The organism is Phenylobacterium sp. (assembly GCF_044372605.1).
Classification (GTDB): Bacteria; Pseudomonadota; Alphaproteobacteria; order Caulobacterales; family Caulobacteraceae; genus Phenylobacterium.
In genome coordinates this window covers 1-18,598 of the sequence record NZ_JBILRO010000041.1, presented here as the reverse complement: position 1 = coordinate 18,598, position 18,598 = coordinate 1, and the positions used below count along the sequence as shown (strand labels likewise).

General features: G+C 64.7%; 16 protein-coding genes. 9 read left to right on the top strand and 7 right to left on the bottom strand.

From position 1 onward, the window contains the following. Positions 1-171: 171 nt before the first annotated feature. From glmU to ACIQ42_RS05810, 5 genes are all read left to right on the top strand, one after another. A complete protein-coding gene (gene glmU, locus ACIQ42_RS05830; protein WP_397421270.1) occupies positions 172-1,527 on the top strand; it encodes a bifunctional UDP-N-acetylglucosamine diphosphorylase/glucosamine-1-phosphate N-acetyltransferase GlmU in 1,356 nt (451 codons plus the stop codon). Beyond that, a complete protein-coding gene (gene rpiA, locus ACIQ42_RS05825; RefSeq protein ID WP_397401684.1) occupies positions 1,527-2,210 on the top strand; it encodes a ribose-5-phosphate isomerase RpiA in 684 nt (227 codons plus the stop codon). The genes glmU and rpiA overlap by 1 nt, the downstream gene beginning before the upstream one ends. Before the next feature lie 9 nt (positions 2,211-2,219). Continuing rightward, a complete protein-coding gene (gor, locus tag ACIQ42_RS05820; RefSeq protein ID WP_397421269.1) occupies positions 2,220-3,602 on the top strand; it encodes a glutathione-disulfide reductase in 1,383 nt (460 codons plus the stop codon). Positions 3,603-3,636: 34 nt separating this feature from the next. Next, positions 3,637-4,833 (top strand): O-antigen ligase family protein, encoded by a 1,197-nt coding sequence (locus ACIQ42_RS05815; RefSeq protein WP_397421268.1) that lies wholly within the window; start codon positions 3,637-3,639, stop codon positions 4,831-4,833. Positions 4,834-4,915: 82 nt separating this feature from the next. Beyond that, entirely contained in the window at positions 4,916-6,301 is a 1,386-nt protein-coding gene (locus ACIQ42_RS05810; protein ID WP_397421267.1) for a class II 3-deoxy-7-phosphoheptulonate synthase, read from the top strand. On the opposite strand, the gene ACIQ42_RS05805 is transcribed toward ACIQ42_RS05810, so the two are convergent. After that, complete coding sequence (locus ACIQ42_RS05805; protein WP_397421266.1) at positions 6,298-6,777, bottom strand: DUF4188 domain-containing protein; 480 nt, start codon at positions 6,775-6,777, stop codon at positions 6,298-6,300. The genes ACIQ42_RS05810 and ACIQ42_RS05805 overlap by 4 nt on opposite strands. A 156-nt stretch (positions 6,778-6,933) precedes the next feature. On the opposite strand from ACIQ42_RS05805, the gene ACIQ42_RS05800 reads away from it, so the two are divergent. Then, complete coding sequence (locus ACIQ42_RS05800) at positions 6,934-8,310, top strand: MATE family efflux transporter (RefSeq protein WP_397421265.1); 1,377 nt, start codon at positions 6,934-6,936, stop codon at positions 8,308-8,310. Here the strand turns inward: ACIQ42_RS05800 and ACIQ42_RS05795 are convergent. Both ACIQ42_RS05795 and ACIQ42_RS05790 read right to left on the bottom strand, forming a co-directional pair. Next, positions 8,307-9,209 (bottom strand): cobalamin biosynthesis protein CbiG, encoded by a 903-nt coding sequence (locus tag ACIQ42_RS05795; RefSeq protein ID WP_397421264.1) that lies wholly within the window; start codon positions 9,207-9,209, stop codon positions 8,307-8,309. The genes ACIQ42_RS05800 and ACIQ42_RS05795 overlap by 4 nt on opposite strands. Before the next feature lie 178 nt (positions 9,210-9,387). Continuing rightward, on the bottom strand, positions 9,388-10,389 hold the full coding sequence (locus ACIQ42_RS05790; RefSeq protein WP_397421263.1) for an NADP-dependent oxidoreductase: 1,002 nt from the start codon (positions 10,387-10,389) through the stop codon (positions 9,388-9,390). A 105-nt stretch (positions 10,390-10,494) separates the two neighbouring features. Between ACIQ42_RS05790 and ACIQ42_RS05785 the strand changes: the two genes are divergently transcribed. Together ACIQ42_RS05785 and ACIQ42_RS05780 are read left to right on the top strand one after the other, a co-directional pair. Beyond that, positions 10,495-11,418, top strand: coding sequence for a Gfo/Idh/MocA family protein (locus ACIQ42_RS05785; RefSeq protein WP_397421262.1), 924 nt, complete (start codon positions 10,495-10,497; stop codon positions 11,416-11,418). Positions 11,419-11,458: 40 nt separating this feature from the next. Continuing rightward, a complete protein-coding gene (locus ACIQ42_RS05780) occupies positions 11,459-11,935 on the top strand; it encodes a glutathione peroxidase (RefSeq protein WP_397421261.1) in 477 nt (158 codons plus the stop codon). A gap of 122 nt (positions 11,936-12,057) precedes the next feature. Here the strand turns inward: ACIQ42_RS05780 and ACIQ42_RS05775 are convergent, their stop codons facing one another. Both ACIQ42_RS05775 and ACIQ42_RS05770 read right to left on the bottom strand, forming a co-directional pair. Then, entirely contained in the window at positions 12,058-13,053 is a 996-nt protein-coding gene (locus ACIQ42_RS05775; RefSeq protein ID WP_397421260.1) for an MDR family oxidoreductase, read from the bottom strand. A gap of 3 nt (positions 13,054-13,056) precedes the next feature. Next, positions 13,057-13,896, bottom strand: a complete 840-nt coding sequence (locus ACIQ42_RS05770) for an enoyl-CoA hydratase-related protein (protein WP_397421259.1) — start codon at positions 13,894-13,896, stop codon at positions 13,057-13,059. Between the two features lie 83 nt (positions 13,897-13,979). On the opposite strand from ACIQ42_RS05770, the gene ACIQ42_RS05765 reads away from it, so the two are divergent. After that, positions 13,980-14,357: a globin gene (locus tag ACIQ42_RS05765; RefSeq protein WP_397421258.1), complete on the top strand. Its 378-nt coding sequence runs from the start codon at positions 13,980-13,982 to the stop codon at positions 14,355-14,357. A 61-nt stretch (positions 14,358-14,418) separates the two neighbouring features. On the opposite strand, the gene ACIQ42_RS05760 is transcribed toward ACIQ42_RS05765, so the two are convergent. Further along, on the bottom strand, positions 14,419-17,253 hold the full coding sequence (locus tag ACIQ42_RS05760; protein ID WP_397421257.1) for a TonB-dependent receptor: 2,835 nt from the start codon (positions 17,251-17,253) through the stop codon (positions 14,419-14,421). Between the two features lie 211 nt (positions 17,254-17,464). Next, a partial coding sequence (locus ACIQ42_RS05755; protein WP_397421256.1) for a TonB-dependent receptor occupies positions 17,465-18,598 on the bottom strand: 1,134 nt, incomplete at its 5' end.

Genomic DNA, 18,598 nt, shown 5'->3' with positions numbered 1-18,598 from the left:
CCAGGGTGCCGTCGAGATCGAAGGCGATGGTGGCGCCGGCGAGGGAGGCGCGCGTTGTCATGAATTTCCCCCTGGAACGTGGAGGAGAGGCTAGCTGTTTCTCGCGCGTCGCCACAAGGCTTGCTAAGTCCTTATTCCAGAAAGACTCAGTTCGCCCGGGGGGAACACCGAATGACCGCACGCGCTGCCGTGATCATGGCCGCCGGCCAGGGCACGCGGATGAAGTCGCCGATCCCCAAGGTCCTGCACAAGGTGGGCGGGCGCAGCTTGCTGGACCGGGTGATCGACACCGTGCAGGCGGCCGGCTGCGACCCGATCCATGTGGTGGTGGGCAATCATAGCCCGGAGGTGCGTGCGCGCGCCGTGGAACGACTGGGTGAAGGCGCACCTGTGCTGCAGGACCCGCCGCTCGGCACCGGCCATGCGGTGCTGGCGGCGCGCGATGTGCTGGCTGACTTCGAGGGCGATGTCCTGGTGGTGAACGGCGACTGCCCGCTGCTCTCGCCCCAGGACCTGGAATATCTGTTCACCCTTCGCGCCAAGGGTGCGGCGCTGGCCATCATGGGCTTCGAGCCGCACGATCCGTTGCTCTATGGCCGGGTGCTGCGGGGCGCGGACGGCCATGTGATCCGGATTGTCGAGCCGAGCCAGGCCACGGAAGAGATCCGTTCGGTCAAGCTTTGCAACGGCGGCATGTATGTGGCTCACGCCAGGGACCTCTTCCGCTGGCTGGGTCGGGTGAAGAACGACAACCCCAAGGGCGAGTACTTCATCACCGATATCGTGTCTGAAGCGACCCATGAGGAGGCCGTGGTTCGGGCCAACATCGCCCCGGAATCGGCGGTGATGGGGGCCGACACCCAGGCGCAGCTGGCGCAGGCCGAGGCGATCTTCCAGCGCCGGCGCCGCGAGCAGTTTCTGGCGCACGGCGTGGCCATGCCGGCGCCCGAGACGGTGCATTTTTCCTGGGACACGGATCTGGCGCCCGGCGCCACGGTTGAGCCCTATGTCGTGTTCGCCCCCGGGGTCAGGGTGGAGACCGGTGCGGTAATCCGGGCCTTCAGCCATCTGGAGGGCGCGATCGTGCGCGCGGGCGCGCTGGTCGGCCCCTATGCGCGACTACGTCCCGGCGCCGACATCGGCGAGGAGGCCCACATCGGCAACTTCGTGGAGGTGAAGAAGGTCACTGTCGGAAAGGGCGCCAAGGCCAATCACCTGAGCTACCTCGGCGACGGGTCGGTGGGGGCGGGCGCCAACATCGGGGCGGGCACCATCTTCTGCAACTACGACGGCTTCTTCAAATATGACACCCATGTGGGGGCCGGGGCCTTTGTGGGCTCCAACAGCGCCCTGGTGGCGCCGATCTCGGTGGGCGAGGGCGCCTATATCGGGTCCGGCTCGGTGATCACGAAGGACGTGGCGGCCGACGCCCTGGCGCTGGAACGGGGAACCCAGATCGAGAAGGCCGGCTGGGCGGCGCGCTTCCGGCAGGTGATGGCGGCGAGAAAGAAGGCTGCGGCGAAATGATCGATGTCGACGGCCAGAAGCGCGCCGCGGGCGAAGCGGCCGCCAAACTTGTTGAAGCGGACATGGTGGTGGGTCTGGGTACCGGCTCCACCGCCGCGTGGTTCGTGCGCGCCCTCGCCGCGCGGAAGCTGGACATCGTGGGCGTGCCCACCTCGCAGGCCACCGCCGATCTGGCGACCAGCCTTGGCATTCGCATCGCCCAGCTGGGCGACACCCGCACCATCGACCTGACCGTTGACGGCGCCGACGAGATCGGGCCGGGCCTGTCGCTGATCAAGGGCGGGGGCGCGGCCCTGCTACGCGAGAAGCTGGTCTGGGAGGCCTCGAGCCGCTGCGTGGTGATTGCCGACGCCGCCAAGCATGTGAAAACGCTTGGCAAGTTCGCGCTACCCATCGAGGTGGTGGCGTTCGGTCACAAGATCACGGCGTTGAGAATTTGCGACGTCCTCGCCGAGTGCGAGATCGGCATGATGCCGGCGCTGCGACGGCGCGACGGCGAGCCGGTCCGCACGGACGGCGGCAATCTGATCTATGATGTGGCGTGCGGGCGCATAGAGGAACCGGCGATGCTGGCGGCGGCGCTGAAGAGCGTCACCGGCGTGGTCGATCACGGCCTGTTTCTCGATCTGGCCGATTGCGCGCTGATCGGCGGCCCCGACGGCGTGTTTGAACTCGAACCCTAGGTAACTGGCATGGCCGACTATGACTATGATCTCTTCGTCATCGGCGCCGGTTCGGGCGGCGTGCGCGCTGCACGTCTGGCTGCGATGTCGGGCGCGCGGGTCGCCGTGGCGGAGGAAAGCCGGGTGGGCGGTACCTGTGTGATCCGCGGCTGTGTGCCCAAGAAGTTCATGGTCTATGCCTCTGAATATTCAAAATCTTTCGATACATCCCGGGGCTATGGCTGGGAGATCGGAGAGACACGGTTTGACTGGCCGAAGTTCCTGATGGCCAAGGACATCGAGATTGCGCGGCTCTCCGGCATCTATGTCCGCAACCTGCAGAACGCCGGCGCCGAACTGTTCCACGGCAAGGCCCGCCTCACCGACCGCCATACGATCAATGTGGAAGGCCACGGAACCGTGACGGCCGGCAAGATCCTGGTCGCCACCGGCGGTCGACCCTGGATGCCGACGGACGTTTCCGGCATCGAGCACGCCATAACCTCCAATGAGGCGTTTCACCTGGAGCAGCTTCCAAAGCGCATTGTGGTGGCGGGTGGAGGCTATATCGCGCTTGAGTTCGCCTGCATCTTCAATGGCCTGGGTGTGGATACGACGGTGGTTCACCGGGGCCCGAACGTGCTTCGCGGTTTTGACGATGACATCCGCAGCCATGTGGCCGAGGAGATGGAGGCGCGCGGGATCAAGGTGCGGCTGGGGACACGCATCACCGACATCGAGAAGACCGCGGACGGTCTTGTCAGCCGGTGTTCCGATGGCCACGCCACCACGACGGACGTCGTGATGTTCGCGCTCGGCCGCGAACCCTACACCGAGGGTCTGGGCCTCGACGCCGCGGGCGTCGCCGTGACCGAGAACGGCGCCGTGAAGGTCGACGAATACTCCCGCAGCAGCGTCGACAATATCTGGGCCGTGGGTGACGTGACCGACCGCATAAACCTGACCCCGGTGGCGATCCGGGAGGGTGCAGCGTTCGCCCAGACCGAGTTCTTCAACAACCCGACCACCTTCGACCACGAGATGGTGGCCTCGGCCGTCTTCACCCAGCCACAGATAGGGTCGGTTGGCCTGTCCGAGGCGGACGCCCGCCACAAGTACGGAAAGGTCGATATCTACATGTCGAAGTTCCGGCCGATGAAGGAGACCTTCTACGGCGGCCATCAGCGGGCGATGATCAAGCTGGTTGTGGAACAGGCCGGCGAGCGCATCCTGGGCTGCCATGTGGTCGCCCCCGATGGGCCAGAGATCATCCAGATGGCGGCGATCGCCATGAAGATGGGTGTGACCAAGCCGCAATGGGACGCGACCTGCGCGGTACACCCGACACTGGCCGAGGAACTGGTGACAATGCGCGACAAGGTGGCGCCGCCGTCTCTGGGCGCAGTGGCGTGAGCCTGCTTCGCCGGGACTGTGCAGGACAGACCCCTTGACGGCGCCCGCAGACCAAGGGCCAGCGCCGCGTGTCGCTCCTGATCGCCTGGCAACCTGGTGCGGATGGGTGATGGTGGGCGTGGCCGGGCTGACGCCGCTCATGGCGTGGCTGGGACCGCTGGGGTTTGCCGCGCTGGTGGCGCTTGCCGGCCTGCTTTGTTTGCCGGCGCTGCGCCTTCGCGAACCGGAAGCGCCGCTGGCGATCATCCTGTTGTTCGGCCTTGCCTGGGCGGCGCTGTCCACACTCTGGACGTTTCATCCTGCCCAGAGCCTGGAGGATAGTGTCGCTCTGAAACTGGCCGCTCAGCTGCCGCTCTACTATGCGGCCTGGTGTGGCGCGCGGCGCGCCGATCCGGGACTGGCGGCTTTGGCGCTCAGGGTTCTGGCCTGGGGGCTGGCGGCCTATGGCGGCCTGCTGCTGGTGGAGGCCCTGACAAATGGCGGCGTCTATCAGGCGCTGCGCAATCTGATGAATGACCCGATCCGGCCGGACCTGGGTCGCAAGAACCTGGCGCAGGGCGCCTTTGTTCTGGCGCTGCTTTGGCCGGTGGCGGCTGTCGCCGGCGCGCGGGCCGGTGCGCCCCGCTGGCTGGGAGGGCTTATGGTGTTGGGAACGGTGGTGCTGGCCCAGCGCTTCCTGTCCGATGCTCCGGTGCTTGCTGTGGCGCTGGCGCTCGCGGCTGGCGGGGCAGTCTGGATCTGGCCCCGCTCTGCGCCGAAAGCTCTGGCGATAGTCGCTGCGTTGTTGATGCTGGTGATGCCGGTGCTGATCCTGCTGGTTCGGCTGGGCGGGTTCGGCGCAAACCTCCCGGTCTCCTGGGAACAGCGGATGGGCTACTGGGCCTTTGCCATCGCGCGGATTTCCGAACATCCCTGGCGCGGTTGGGGCCTCGACGCCAGCCGGGCATTCAGCCCTTCGATACAGCTCCACCCGCACAATGGCGCCTTGCAGATCTGGCTGGAGCTGGGGGCTATTGGGGCTGTGCTGGCCGCGCTCACCTGGGCATTCCTGTTCCGGCGCCTGGTCCGGGAGGATCGTACCCTGCTGACCGCCGCATCGGCAGGGTCCGCCTCGGTCTATCTATTCTTCGGTTTCGTCAGCTTCGGGGTTTGGCAGGAGTGGTGGCTGGCGCTGGCCGCACTTGTCGCCGTGATCGTGGCGCTCGCGGAGACCGCGCCGAAAACCGCCTGAAACCAACCCCGTCGACGCCGCCCGACAATGCGCGTAAAACGCCCGGCCCGCCGAAACCCCGGCGGCTTCTGACGTTAGAGCCATGACCGAACACTGGACCCCGGCCTCCTGGAGAGCCAAACCCGCCAAGCATATCCCGGCCGACTATCCGGACCTGGCCGAGCTGACGCGTGTCGAGACAGACCTTCGCCGGATGCCGCCCCTGGTTTTTGCGGGTGAGGCGCGGCGCCTGAAGAGCAAGCTGGCCGATGTGGCGGCGGGTAAGGCGTTCCTGCTGCAGGGCGGCGACTGCGCCGAAAGCTTCAAGGAATTCCACGCGGACAATATACGCGACCTGTTCCGGCTGATCCTGCAGATGGCGGTTGTGCTGACGTTTGCGGGCGGCAAGCCGGTTGTGAAGGTGGGCCGCATGGCCGGCCAGTTCGGCAAGCCGCGCTCCTCGCCCGTCGAGGTGATCGATGGTGTCGAGCTGCCGTCCTATCGTGGCGACAATATCAACGGCATGGAGTTCACGCCGGAGGCCCGGATCCCCGATCCGCAGCGGCTGATGCAGGCCTATGCCCAGTCCTCATCGACCCTGAACCTGATCCGCGCCTTCGCCGGCGGCGGCTATGCCGATCTGCACAACATCCATCGCTGGACCCTGGGGTTCGTCGCCGACAGCCCCCAGGGCGCGCGATACCGCGAGTTCGCCGACAAGATCAGCGAGACCCTGCAGTTCATGGAGGCCATCGGCGTCACGCCCGAGAGCCAGCCCACCCTGCGCCAGGTGGAGTTCTTCACCAGCCACGAGGGCCTGCTGCTGGGCTATGAGGAAGCCATGACCCGGGTCGATAGCACCTCGGGCGAATGGTATGATACCTCCGCCCACCTGCTTTGGATCGGCGAACGCACACGCCAGCTGGACGGGGCGCATGTGGAGTTCTTCCGCGGCATCCGTAATCCGATCGGCATCAAGTGTGGCCCGACCATGGAGGGCGACGACGTGTTGCGCTTGATCGACACGCTGAACCCCGCGGACGAAGCCGGACGCATCACGCTTTACGGCCGCTTCGGCTCGGACAAGATCGCCGCGCGGCTGCCGGAACTGCTGCGCGCCACCAAGGCGTCGGGCCGCAATGTCGTCTGGGCCATCGACCCGATGCACGGCAACACCCTGACCGCCAACAACGGCTACAAGACCCGGCCGTTCGACCGGATCCTCTCCGAGGTCAAAAGCTTCATCGAGATCTGCAAGGCCGAGGGTGTCCACCCGGGTGGCGTTCACCTGGAAATGACAGGCCAGAACGTCACAGAGTGCCTGGGCGGCGCGCGGGCTGTGGCCGAGGGTGACCTGGCCGACCGTTACCACACCCACTGCGACCCGAGGCTGAACGGCGAGCAGGCGCTGGAACTGGCGTTCCTGGTGGCGGAGAAGCTGAAGGATGACACCGGGGTTGTCGCGCAGCGGGCGATGGGGGGCGTTTAGGTCCCCGACCTGACCCGCTGCCGCGCCGCCTGTCGGCCACCGACGGCATCGACAATGGTTCCGACGGTGCCCAGACCATAGGGCGGCATGTTGTTGTAGATGTTCTCGTACTGGCCGGGGCCGATCACATAGGTCTCGTGCCAGATGCCAACGTCGCCGTTGGACCCGATGGCCTTGTTGAACGCCTGCCAGGCTGGCAGATGAGCGTGATCACGGGCCTTGGCGTAGTCCTCCAGGGCGTCGAAGTCGCGCCAGTACTGCACGACCATGATGTTCGGAAAGTTGAAATGAGTGCGCGCATGCAGCAGCCCCAGTTCCGGCTGTCTGGCCAATTCGATCAGCATGCGCGGCATGGCCGCCGCGATCGGTCCCCACTTCCAGAATTTCCACGGCTTGTTGATCCGCATGCCGATCAGGAAAAGCACGAAGCCGCCCTCGACTTCCGCACACACCCTGCGTTCTGTGATGTGCGACACCAGCAACTCCCCCACGTTTCGCGCAGACTGAAGGTCGCCCGGATACGTCGTCCACGCAATGTGCTACAGGCGCGGCGAAACGGGCGGAACCCGGCTTGCCCGGCTTTGCCGCTTGCGCCAGTGTCCGCCTCTCTTTGAAAACCTAGGATTCGCGCCATGGACCGCCTAGCGGCCCCTGAGCCCGCCGATTCCGGGGGGCGTCTCGGCCCCGTTCGCACTGACCTGATGTCACTCCTGGGCCTATCCGGCCCGGTCGTGATCTCGCGTCTTGGCATCATGGCCATGGGGCTGTGCGATACGATCGTCGTGGGGCGATACTCCGCCCAGGAACTTGGCTATCACGCACTGGCCTGGGCCCCGACCAGCGTGGTGCTGACCTTCGCCATCGGATTGTTGACCGGCGTGAATGTCATGACGGCCCGGCGGATCGGGGAGGGGCGTCGCGATCTGACCGGCGCGGTCTTGCGGCGGGGGCTGGTCTACAGTTTCTGGATCGGGCTGGTCTCGATGTTCGTGCTGATCGCGGCTGGGCCGCCGTTCATGCATGCCATCGGACTGGAGCCGGACCTGGCGGCCGGCTCATCGGAAGTCCTGACGATCTTTGCCCTGTCGCTCCCGTTCTACGGTCTGGCGGTGACCGCGAGCATGTGGCTGGAAGGCCAGTCCCGCCCGGGACCCGGCGCATGGGCCATGTGGGCGGCGAATGTGGTGAATCTGGGCCTGCTGCTTTTGCTGGTGCCGGGTACGTTGGGATGGCCAGCGCTGGGGGCGGTAGGCGGGGCCTGGGCCACCACGGGCGCGCGGGCGTTTCTCGTGATCGCCATGCTGGTTTTCATCGCGAGAATGCCGGAGGCGCGGGCGCTGGGCGTGTTCCGTAAGCCTGAGCGTGATCGCGCCGCAGAGGTTGAGCAACGCCAGATCGGCTATGGCGCCGGGGCCTCCAACTTCTTCGAGGTGGCCTCCTTTGCGGGCATGAACATCATCGCCGGCTGGATCGGCGGCCTGGCGGTCGCCGCCTTCGCCATCGCGCTCAATGTCGCCTCGATTGTGTTCATGGTTCCTCTGGGCCTGGCGACGGGCGCCGCCGTGCTTGTGGGCAAGGCGTATGGGGCGAGGGACCGTGCCGCGGTGAACCGGGCCGCGGTTGTGGCCTTCGGCGTGGCGGCGGCCTTCGGCCTGCTGGTCTCGGGGATCATCTGGCCCACGGCGGAATTGATCGCCTCGGGCTACACAAAGGACGCTGCCACGATCGCAATGGCCGCCCCTGCGCTGGTCATCAGCTGCCTGTTCTTTTTCCCGGACGCGATCCAGGTGGTAGTGGCCCAATCGCTCCGCGCGCGCGGCGATGTGTGGGTTCCCAGCTATACCCACCTGCTCAGCTACGTGGTGATCATGGCACCGCTCGCCTGGTGGCTGGCTATCCCGATGGCGCTGGGCGTCAACGGAATCATCTGGGCCATCGTGATCGCCACCTTCATTTCGTGTGGGCTGTTGCTGGGCCGGTTCTGGATGCTGAGCCGTCGGGAGCTCTAGGCCCCTGCGCCCAGAATCCAGCCTTCCTCGCGTTCGGCGTCGGCCACCACTGTATCGGGCGTGCCCTTGGGCGGCGCGAACAGCGCGCCCAGCTTGTTCGCCTCGTCCAGGCGCGCGAAGTGTTCGGCGGTGGTGCGAACCTGCGCCAGGTCCTTCACCTCGCCCGGCGCCACGGCAGGCTTCAGGAGTGACGGATAGACTTCCGCCACCACGACCTCAACGCCCTCTAGGTCTTTCTCGGTCAGCGCCTTGAACCCGGTCTCGAACGGCCAGGCTCTGAACCCATCGCCACGGGCGACCTTTTGACGACGCACGAACGGGATGCCGAGAATCGCCTGACCGCCCACCGAGCCGTTGTAATAGAGCTTCCAGATCGACGACGCGCCCTTTGCCGCTTCGTCCGCATAACGGAACTCCGGCAGATCATCAGGGCCGTGCGGGCGGGAGCGCTTGGGCTGCAGGGTGGTGAGCGTGTCCTTGGGCGGGCAGCCCCAGAACGGGAACGGGCCGCCGGTCATGCGCCGGTTGATCTCGGAGCCGACGCCAAAGCGGTTGTTGAGATTGTCGGGCTTGTCCTTGACCATCTTGTTGAGCTGGTCCCAGACCGCGCGCCAGGGTTCGTCGCCGGGCAGGCTCAGCGCGGCCGCGAAGCCACGGGGAAACCCAAGTGGGAAGTCAAAGCCGAGAAGCACGCGTTCGCCGCGCTTCCTGAGGTCATCAAGGATGAGGTTCAGTCGCGTCTCGGCCTCGGCCCGCGTCGACGGGTTGAAACTCTCGAAGGCCATGCGGAAGCGAATGTCGCGCTTGAGCACGCCGATCCAGATGGAATCCGCGCCTGTCGTCGGCTTGGCGGCCGCGCTCCAGTCGACAATCACGTAGGCGCTGAAGAGGCGCGGCACTGAGAACTCCGATACTTCTGAATCTGACGGGGGCTTTTACGCCCCCGCCCGGTGTGGTCCAGCGCTCAGAGCACGACAGCTTGAAGTGGATACCGGTTCAAGCGCCCGTCGTGCTCTAAACATATGAGAACGAGCCTTTTTATCCGGTTCAGATGATTCCGTCTGAACCGGACAGGCTCTAGGCGAGTTTGACCAGCATCTTGCCGAGGTTTTCGCCGGAGAACAGGCCCCGGAACGCGTCGGGCGCCTTTTCGATACCTTCGAAGACGGTCTCCTTCCAGGAAACCTTGCCATCCTTCACCCAGCCGGACAGGTCGCTCAGGAACGCCGGCATCATGTCCCATGAGCTGGAGACGATGAAGCCTTCCATCCGCAGTTGCTTGCCCACCATCTGGACCAGATTGTTCGGACCGGCGGGCATCTCGGTGGCGTTGTACATCGAGATCGCCCCACACAGCGCGAACCGCGCGAACGGGCGGGCGGCGTTCAGGGCGGCGACCAGATGATCTCCGCCGACGTTGTCGAAATAGACGTCGATGCCGTCCGGCGCGGCCTTGGCCAGCGCCGCCGTCAGATCCTTCTCGACCTTGTAGTCGATCGCGTGGTCGACGCCGATGGACTTGAGGTAGGCGATCTTGTCCGCGCCACCAGCCGTACCAATCACGGTATGGCCCTTCGCCTTGGCGATCTGGGCTACCATGGAGCCGACCGCGCCGGCCGCGCCCGAAACGAACACAACGTCACCGTCCTTCAGCGCCGCGATCTTGAGCAGGCCGACATAGGCGGTCAGGCCCGGCATTCCGGCTGCGCCGAGGAACGCCTGCGGCGCCAGGCCCATGGTCTCCAGCTTCTGCACCTGACCGGCGGGGGCGTTGAAGCCCTCGCGCCAGCCAAAGCCTGACTGCACCAGATCACCGACCTTCAGGCCGGGATCTCCGGACGCCACCACCTCGCCGACGGCGCCGCCGTCCATCACCTTTCCGAGCGCGAAGGGCGGGGAGTAGCTCTTCACGTCGTTCATGCGGCCCCGCATGTAGGGGTCGACCGTCATCCAGAGGTTCCTGACCTGCACCTCGCCGGCGCCGGGCGCGGGCAGATCGACCGAGGCGATCTCGAAGTTTTCGTCCTTCGGAACACCGACTGGACGGCTCTTGAGGCGGATTTCGCGATAGGTGGTCATGGTCAGTCCCTGCATCCCGTTCTGGTTAGAAGCGGTGTAGGACCCTGCGCGGGTGGCGTCGAGGGCTCAGCGTATGGTAACGCGCGCGCCCAGTCCGGAGTTTCCATGGTTCAGACTTTGCGAGGCGGCGTCATCGGGGCGGGGGTATTCGGCGGCTATCATGCGCGCCAGTACGCCGGGATGACGGGGATCAGCTTTTCCGGCGTCTTCGACAGCCAACCGGACCGCGCCGCCGCGGTCGCCATGCCGCTGGGCGGGCGGGCCTTTGCCGACCTTGAAACCTTCCTGGAGGCCGTGGATGTGGTCACGGTCGCATCGCCCGCGACCTTTCATGTGGAACAGGCGATGGCGGCCATCGCGGCGGGCAAACATGTCTATGTGGAAAAACCCATCGGCGTAGACGTGGCTGACGCAGAACGCCTGCGCGCCGCGGCGGCCAAAAGGGGACTGATCCTGGCGTGTGGACACCAGGAGCGGGTGGTCTTCCAGGCTATGGGACTTCTGGACACAGGGCAGACGCCATTGCTGCTGGAATCCACGCGCCACGGTCCGCCGTCACCTCGGAGTCAGGACGTATCGGCGGTGCTGGACCTGATGATCCACGATCTGGACCTGCTGCTGACGGTTGCCGGTTCGGATCCGGTGACGGCCGAGGGGGAGGGGGTCCTGGGCCCCAATGGCGTTTGGGATCAGGCCCGCGCGGAGATCACCTTCGAGAGCGGTCTGACCGCCATTCTTGATGTCTCGCGACTGGCCCCGGAACGGCGCCGGACCATGCGGATCGTCTATCCCTCTGGTGAAGTCGAGGTGGATTTCCTGGCGCGCACCTTCCGCAACACAACGCCGTTTGCGCTGAACCCGGACTTCGCGAGCACGGCGGCGGCGGCCGATCCCCTGGGGGCCAGTCTGGCCGGCTTTCTGGCGGCCGTGCGTGGCGAGGCCGCCAGGCCGGTGGTGACGGCACAGGAAGCTATTGCCGCCCTTGATCTGGCCCTGGCTGTCGAACAGGCGTTGGAGAACGCCGCGTAAGGGGGCTAGCCTGCGCGCAACCCAGCAGGAGACCCGCGCCATGGCCAATGCCTTCGATTACGAATTCAGCTCGATCAAGGGCGGCCCGCTGCCGCTCTCGACCTTCCGGGACAAGGTCGTGCTGGTGGTCAACACCGCATCGAAGTGCGGCCTCACCCCGCAGTACGATGGCCTCGAGAAACTGTACTCAGACTACAAGGACCAGGGTCTCGTCGTGCTGGGTGTTCCCTGCAACCAGTTCATGGGGCAGGAGCCCGGCACAGAAGCCGACATCGAGACCTTTTGCAGCACCACCTTCGGCATCGACTTTCCGATGACTTCCAAGGTCGATGTGAAGGGCGACGATGCCCATCCATTCTACAAGTGGGCGCAGGCCGCGCTCGGCGAGCCAGCGGTTCCGATCTGGAACTTCCACAAGATCCTGATTGGCAAGGATGGCGCAGCGCTGCAGGCGTTCGGCCCGCGCATCGAGCCTCGGGACGCAGGGCTGGTCTCGGCGATCGAGGGCGCGCTTTAGGCTAGAGCCTGTCCGGTTCAGATGGAATCATCTGAACCGGATAAACAGGCTCGTTTTCATACATTTAGAGCACGACGGGCGCTGGAACCGGCATCCACTTCAAGCTGTCGTACTCTAGGCGGCTACCCGTTCACGTCTACGACCACGCGGCCCCGCACCTTGCCCTCCATGATTTCTGCCGCCAGCCGGGGCAGGTCAGTTAGGTTGGCGTCAGTGGTCATGGCGTCGAGTTTAGCCCGGTCCATATCGCGGGCCAGTCGGGTCCAGGCTTCCACCCGGTCCGGCGTCGGCCGCATGACGCTGTCGATCCCGGCCAGGGTCACGCCGCGCAGGATGAACGGCGCGACCGATCCGGGCAGGTCCATGCCCTGGGCCAGACCGCAGGCCGTAACCACGCCGCCGTATCGTGTCTGGGCCAGTACATTGGCCAGCGTGTGGCTGCCCACGGAGTCCACGGCACCTGCCCAACGCTCCTTGGCCAGCGGTCGTCCTGGCGCCGAGAGTTCAGCGGCGTCCAGCACCTCGGCCGCGCCCAGGCCCATGAGATAGGCGCTCTCGCTATCCTTGCGGCGCGATGAGGCCACGACCCGGTAGCCGAGCTTCGCGAGCAGAGCCACGGCCACGCTGCCGACGCCGCCCGCGGCGCCGGTGACCAGGATGTCGCCCTTGTCCGGCGTGACGCCCAGCCGCTCCAGCGCCAGTACGCTGAGCATGGCGGTATAGCCGGCCGTGCCGATGACCATGGCCTGTCGGTTACTGATGTCGTCGGGCAGCTTGACCAGCCAGTCACCCTTGACCCGCGCCTTCTGGGCGTAGCCGCCGTGGTGCGCCTCGCCGACGCCCCAGCCGTTGAGCACAACGCGCTCGCCGGCCTTGAAACCCTGATGCGTCGAGCTCTCGACAACGCCGGAGAAATCGATGCCCGGGATCAACGGCCACACGCGGACCACGGGCGACTTGCCCGTCAGCGCCAGGCCGTCCTTGAAGTTGACGGTCGAACACTCGACGCGAACCACCACGTCACCGTCCATCAGATCGTCAAGACCCAGGTCCTCGAACCGGGCGTCAGGCGCCGCGTCGGTCTTGTGCAGGCGCAGGGCGCGGAAGGTGTTGCTCATGGGTCAGCTCGCTTCTGAGGGTTGGGCTTTGGGCAGGCCAAAGCGCTCACCGCGCCGGCCTCTGACGGCCAGATCAACGGTGTGCAGTCGGCGGGTTCCGGGCGCCTGCATTTCGGTGCCGGGCATCCACATCATGGCCACATAGTCGCCAAGGCTGTCTTCCAGTGCCTGGGTGAAGCCCTGGGCGTCCTGGGCCTTATTCATCTGGATCTTGGCCATCCGCAGAGCTTCCGGGCTGTTCTCGGCCACGCGTCGTGCCCAGGCGAAGGTTTCACGCTCCAGATCGGCTTTGGGCAGCACCCGGTTCACGAAGCCATATCGCGCGGCGTCGTCAGCGCTGATGAAGCGGCTTTCAAAAACGAGCTCCTTGGCGCGGCGGATTCCGATGTCCCAGGGAATCGACATGTACTCGACGAAGCCAGCCAGGAATTCGGCGTCATCGCCCGCGAACACCACATCCATGGCCGCCGCGAGCATCCAGCCGGCATAGATGCAGTAGCCTTCGACCATGGCGATGGTGGGTTTGGGGAAGTTCCGCCACTTCAGCAGCAGGTCGAGATTGTACTTCTTGAACTGATCGTAGGTCTCGATGCCAGGCTTTGCCCCAAGGCTGTGGCGGTATTCGAGGGCTTCCGGTGTGCCCAGGTCGTGACCCGTGGAAAACACCCCGCCGGCGCCGCGCACCAGCACCACGCGAACAGCAGGGTCGATCAGCGCAAGATCGAAGGCCGCGTCGATCTCGTCGAGCATCCGGTAGCCCTGGGCGTTTCGATAGGCTGGCCGGTTGAGCGTGATCACACCCACGCCGTTTTCGACCGTGTAGAGGATTTCCTCGAACGCCATTCCGCTCCCCGTCGCTTTGTTGCATTGAGGACTATAGCCAGGCCGGGGGCAGGGGAAGACGCGATCACATGGGGGAGACAACAATGGACCTGATCGCCAATTCGCTCGACGCGGTGGTGGCGCGCGCCGGCGACCCGACGGCGCCGATCTTTGCGCGGCTGTTCGCGGAGTTGCCCGACACCGAGCCGAGATTCATCCACGATGTCAGCGGCGCCATCCGCGCCGAAATGCTGACCATGGTGTTCGATTGTCTGATGCACGCGGACGGCGGCTATCAGAACAATCTGATCCGCACTGAGCGGGTCAACCACGATGGATTCGGGACCGACAACCCGACCTTCGACCGGTTTTTCTGGATTGTGCGCGATGTGTGCCGTGAGCTCGCGGGACCGGACTGGTCGGCGGAAATCGACGCGGCATGGACGGCCAGGATCGATCAGGTCACGGCGACAACAGTCTGACAACGCAAAAGAAAAAGGGCGGCGGACTTCTCCGCCGCCCCTCAGTGTTGCCGGCTGATGACTACCAGCGCTTGGTGATCGAGATCCCGTAGGTGCGGGGCTCGGTGTAGAAGACGTTCTGGAAGAGACCCGAGGAGTCGTCGGTCAGATAGGTGTCGGTGATCGCCTTTTCGTTGGTGGCGTTCTTCATGAAGCCGGCTATCTCGATCCCCATGTCCTTGTTTTCGACAGTGAGGGTCAGGTTGACGTTGTCCCAGCCCTTCACGCGGTCGGGCACGCTGTTCCAGATCCGCGTCACCGACTCCGTCTGGTGATAGTAATCGCCGCGCATCGTGGCGCTCCAGTCCCCGAACTCCATGGTGTACTGGGCGCCCAGAGAGATGGTCCAGTGCGGCGCGTTGGGGAGCGGGTTACCGGCCAGATTGACCGGGACGCCATCCGATACAAGGCCACCGAAGGCGTTGGTGCCGGTGGCGATAGCGCCGCTGCCGATGTTGGTGCCGGCTCCCGCTGTCGACACCGTGGTGCAGACCGCCGTCAGGGCGAAGGGATTGCCCGTCGCCTTGGCGATGGAGAGGGCAGTCGCCGCCGCCGCCGTGGTGACCACACAGTTTGAGGCCGCGGAGGACTTCACCAGAGTGAGCGCCGGGTTCGACTGGGTGCGGTTGAAGGTATCGATCGAACTGGTGCTCTGGATTTCGGTGTCCAGATAACCGATTGCCGCATTCAGACGCAGGCCGTCCACCGGTTGCCACACCGATTCGAACTCGGCGCCGTTGACCTTGGCGTCGATGTTCTCGTTGGTTGAGGCGCGGTTCACAATCTTGGAGATCTGATAGCCTTTGTAGTCATAGTGGAACGCGCCCAGGTTGAGGGTCATCGTCCCGTCGAGGATGGCGTTCTTGGTGCCGATCTCATAGGAGTTGATGAACTCGGGCTTGAACGTCGGAGGGCCGCAGATCACGCCGGCGCCTCCGCTGCAAGGAGAGTTAAGGCCACCGGCCTTGTAGCCCCGCGAGTAGAAGGCATAGACCAGGGTCTCGTCGGTGAAGGCCAGGTCCGGCTTCCAGTCGAACCCGAAGCGGCCGGTGGTCTCCTTGAAGGAAACCTTCAGGTTGGCCGGGGTGCCGGGAAGGGGACCGCTGACCCCGGAACCGGGCGTGCCCAGGTTGACCGCGTGGTTCTCGACGTCTTTCTTGTCGACCGTGTAGCGCAGGCCGGCCGTCCATTTGAAGTTTTCGCTCATCTGCCAGTAGAGCTCGCCGAACGCGGCGTAGGACGTCAGGTCATAGGGGCCATAGGCGTCGTAATAGTTGTGGCCCAGCCGGGTTGGGTCCTTGTTCGGGTCGATGGCGACGCAGGTGGGGCCGGCCACGCAGTTCGGGCCGCCGTTGCGCGGATCGAGGGCGTTGTTCAGCTGGTAGAAGCCGGTTCCGGTGTTGAACATGACGTAATAGTCGCCGGTGCCCTGGAAGCGGGTGAAAATGCCGCCGACGTTGAAGTTGAATGGTCCGTCGAAATCAGACTGGAAGCGGATCTCGTGGCTCCACTGTGTGGTGTAACCGGATGAAATGTCGCTGGTCGTAAACCGGTTGAACCGGCCGTTCTGCGGATCGTTGATGACCCCGCCAGGGAACAGCGACGGATAGATAGCTGTGGCGTAGCCGGGCACGGCTGCAAACAAATTGATCGGGTTCGGCGTCGTGTTGAAGGGCACGCTGGGCGTGTAGCGATTGTAGTCCTGCCGGGTTGTCAGCTTGTAGGTGGTGAACGCCGTCAGCCAGTTCATCGTGATGTTGTCGGACACGTCGAATTCGGCGTTGAACTGGTAGATGTCGGTCTTGGATTTGTAGATCGGATCGAACGTCGACTCGATGTCGCGAATGTTGGGGGTCTGCACCTTCCCGGCATAGGCGTCACCGGTCTGGAAGCCGGCGTAGGTGCCGAACAAACCACCCAATGTGGCCTGAGAATTGACCGTTCCAAGCATGCCTGGCGTGTAGAGGCCGACGGCCTGACAACCCTGGCTGAACAGGCCGCGCTCGATCACGCCCGCGCCACCAGCGGAGAAGCCGACGCCGCCCACGGTGTTGGGACCATTGTCTTTTGTGCAGAACTGCTTGCCGATCCGCGAGCGATTGTCGTCCTCTTCAAAGTGGTCCCAGACGACCCAACTGCGGAACCTGTCCGTCGGATTGAAAGCCAGTGAGGCGCGCGTGCCGAAGAGGTCACGGTCGTCCGCGTCATTGCCGGTGACGATATTCTTTCCGAATCCGTCGCGCTTCAGCATGCTGCCCGCGAGCCGCAGCGCGAACTTGTCGCCCAGCGGCAGGTTCACCATGCCCCGCAGCTTCTGGGTATTGTAGTTGCCGTACTCGGCCCTGATGTTGCCCTGGAAGGTGTCGGTGGGCTTGGCGGTGATCAGGTTGACGACGCCGCCCGTGGCGTTACGTCCGTACAGCGTGCCCTGCGGGCCGCGCAGAACCTCGACCCGTTCCACGTCGTAGAACTCGGTCTCGAACAGGTTGTTGGCGATCAAGGGGGCGTTGTTCAGGTGAATGCCGGTGCCAGCGTCGCCTGAACCCGCCACCAGCTTCGAGCCGATGCCGCGGATCTGGAAGTTATAGCCGGTGAAGTTGCCCTTGGAGAAGTTCACGTTGGGCACGGCCAGGACCAAGTTGGGGCCCCCGTCGATCTTGGCCTTCTCGAGCGCGTTCTGGTCGAACGCCGAAACGGCGATCGGAACGTCCTGGAGGCTTTCCTCCTTCTTCTGGGCGGTGACGACCAGTTCTTCGATGGTGTTGGTGGATTGGCCTTGTTGGGCCTGGGCCCCCGTCGCGCTGGCCATGGCCACCATACAGGCACCAGACATCAGCAAGCTGTGCTTGAGTTTCATATGTAACTGCCTCCCCGCAGCTATTTTGCGAGCGCCTTTTTTTTGCGCTTCATTTCGAAGCTGAAGCACGCCGGGGAGGCCGTCAATTCATTTAAGCGACGGATTCGGAGCGGCGGAGGCCGGACGCTACGCAGGAAAACACGCGGCCCTAACGCAAGAAGCGCCCCACCTTTCGGTGAAGCGCTTCAAGTTGGCTAGCCGTTTACGCTGATCAGAAGCGGTACTGGATCTCCACGCCGTAGAGGCGCGGCGGGGTGAGTTCGAAGTTCTGGGCGCCGTTGGCGGACCGTTGCGAAGCTATCGCAGGGTTATTGTTGCGGTTCGATGCGGCGACAGCGGCGGCATAACCGTCGGTGTTGAACACGTTCTTCACGTAGCCGATCAGGGTGTACTTGCCATCGGTCGGCGCCCAGAAGGCCCGCAGATCAACCTGATCCCAGGACTTCGCTGAGTTGTAGGTGCGCTTGAAGACGGTGGCGTAGGATTCTGAGCGGTAGAGATAGGAGGCGCTGAGCGTGAGTCTGCCCGGGTCCATCTCGAAGGTGTAGGCGCCGTTCAGAGCCAGCTTGTGTTCCGGCGCCTGGGGCAGGTCGTTTCCGACGACGCTGACGGCGCCGGTGTTGATGTTGTCGTTCACGTCGACCAGAAGCACGCTCTCCTTGATCTTCGTGGGGTTGTACCCGTAGTCGAGGGTCAGGCGAACGTTCTGGATCGGTTGCCAGATGCCGCTGACTTCGAGGCCCAGGGACTCCGACTTCGCGATGTTGACGAACTGCGTGACGTTCGTTGCGCCGACCCGAACCGTGATCGGAGCCTGGAGGTCCCGGTAGTCGAGATAGAACGCCGACATGTTCAACTGGATGTTCGATCCGAAGTTCTTCTTCAGGCCGACTTCATACGAATTGACCGTTTCTTCCTTGGCCTTGGGAACCGCCAGGAAGCCGCCGGCCGAGAAGCCGAACGCCTTGTAGCCGCGGCTGTAGCGGGCATAGGCCATGGTGTCGCCATCCGGTTCCCACTGGAAGCCGGCAGTGCCGGTCCAGGCGTCGGACGAATCGCCAAGGTCGCGGCTCGCGATGCCGGTCGTCGGGCTGATCACGTACTGTCGGCAGACGCCGGCTGTACAGATCGACGGCGATGTCACGCCATCGATAGCGCCTGCCGTACTCTTTGGCGCGATGGCGTCGGTGAGGTCGAAGGCGCCGTTGCCGAGGCCGCCCAGTCCGTTGAGCGCGCCGCCAAGACCCAGGGCCTGACCAACAGCCGGAAGAGCCGCGAGGTTTCCGAGCAGGCTACCCCAGTTTGCGGCTGTACCCGGACCGAAACTGCCCAAGCCCAGAGCAGG

Bases quoted from the DNA above. Each gene is read 5' to 3' on its own strand.
- ACIQ42_RS05785 (WP_397421262.1), top strand. From the start codon at position 10,495: ATGGTTCAGACTTTGCGAGGCGGCGTCATCGGGGCGGGGGTATTCGGC.
- ACIQ42_RS05760 (WP_397421257.1), bottom strand. From the start codon at position 17,253: ATGAAACTCAAGCACAGCTTGCTGATGTCTGGTGCCTGTATGGTGGCC.
- gor (WP_397421269.1), top strand. From the start codon at position 2,220: ATGGCCGACTATGACTATGATCTCTTCGTCATCGGCGCCGGTTCGGGC.
- ACIQ42_RS05790 (WP_397421263.1), bottom strand. From the start codon at position 10,389: ATGACCACCTATCGCGAAATCCGCCTCAAGAGCCGTCCAGTCGGTGTT.
- ACIQ42_RS05780 (WP_397421261.1), top strand. From the start codon at position 11,459: ATGGCCAATGCCTTCGATTACGAATTCAGCTCGATCAAGGGCGGCCCG.
- ACIQ42_RS05775 (WP_397421260.1), bottom strand. From the start codon at position 13,053: ATGAGCAACACCTTCCGCGCCCTGCGCCTGCACAAGACCGACGCGGCG.
- ACIQ42_RS05765 (WP_397421258.1), top strand. From the start codon at position 13,980: ATGGACCTGATCGCCAATTCGCTCGACGCGGTGGTGGCGCGCGCCGGC.
- glmU (WP_397421270.1), top strand. From the start codon at position 172: ATGACCGCACGCGCTGCCGTGATCATGGCCGCCGGCCAGGGCACGCGG.
- ACIQ42_RS05770 (WP_397421259.1), bottom strand. From the start codon at position 13,896: ATGGCGTTCGAGGAAATCCTCTACACGGTCGAAAACGGCGTGGGTGTG.
- ACIQ42_RS05800 (WP_397421265.1), top strand. From the start codon at position 6,934: ATGGACCGCCTAGCGGCCCCTGAGCCCGCCGATTCCGGGGGGCGTCTC.
- ACIQ42_RS05810 (WP_397421267.1), top strand. From the start codon at position 4,916: ATGACCGAACACTGGACCCCGGCCTCCTGGAGAGCCAAACCCGCCAAG.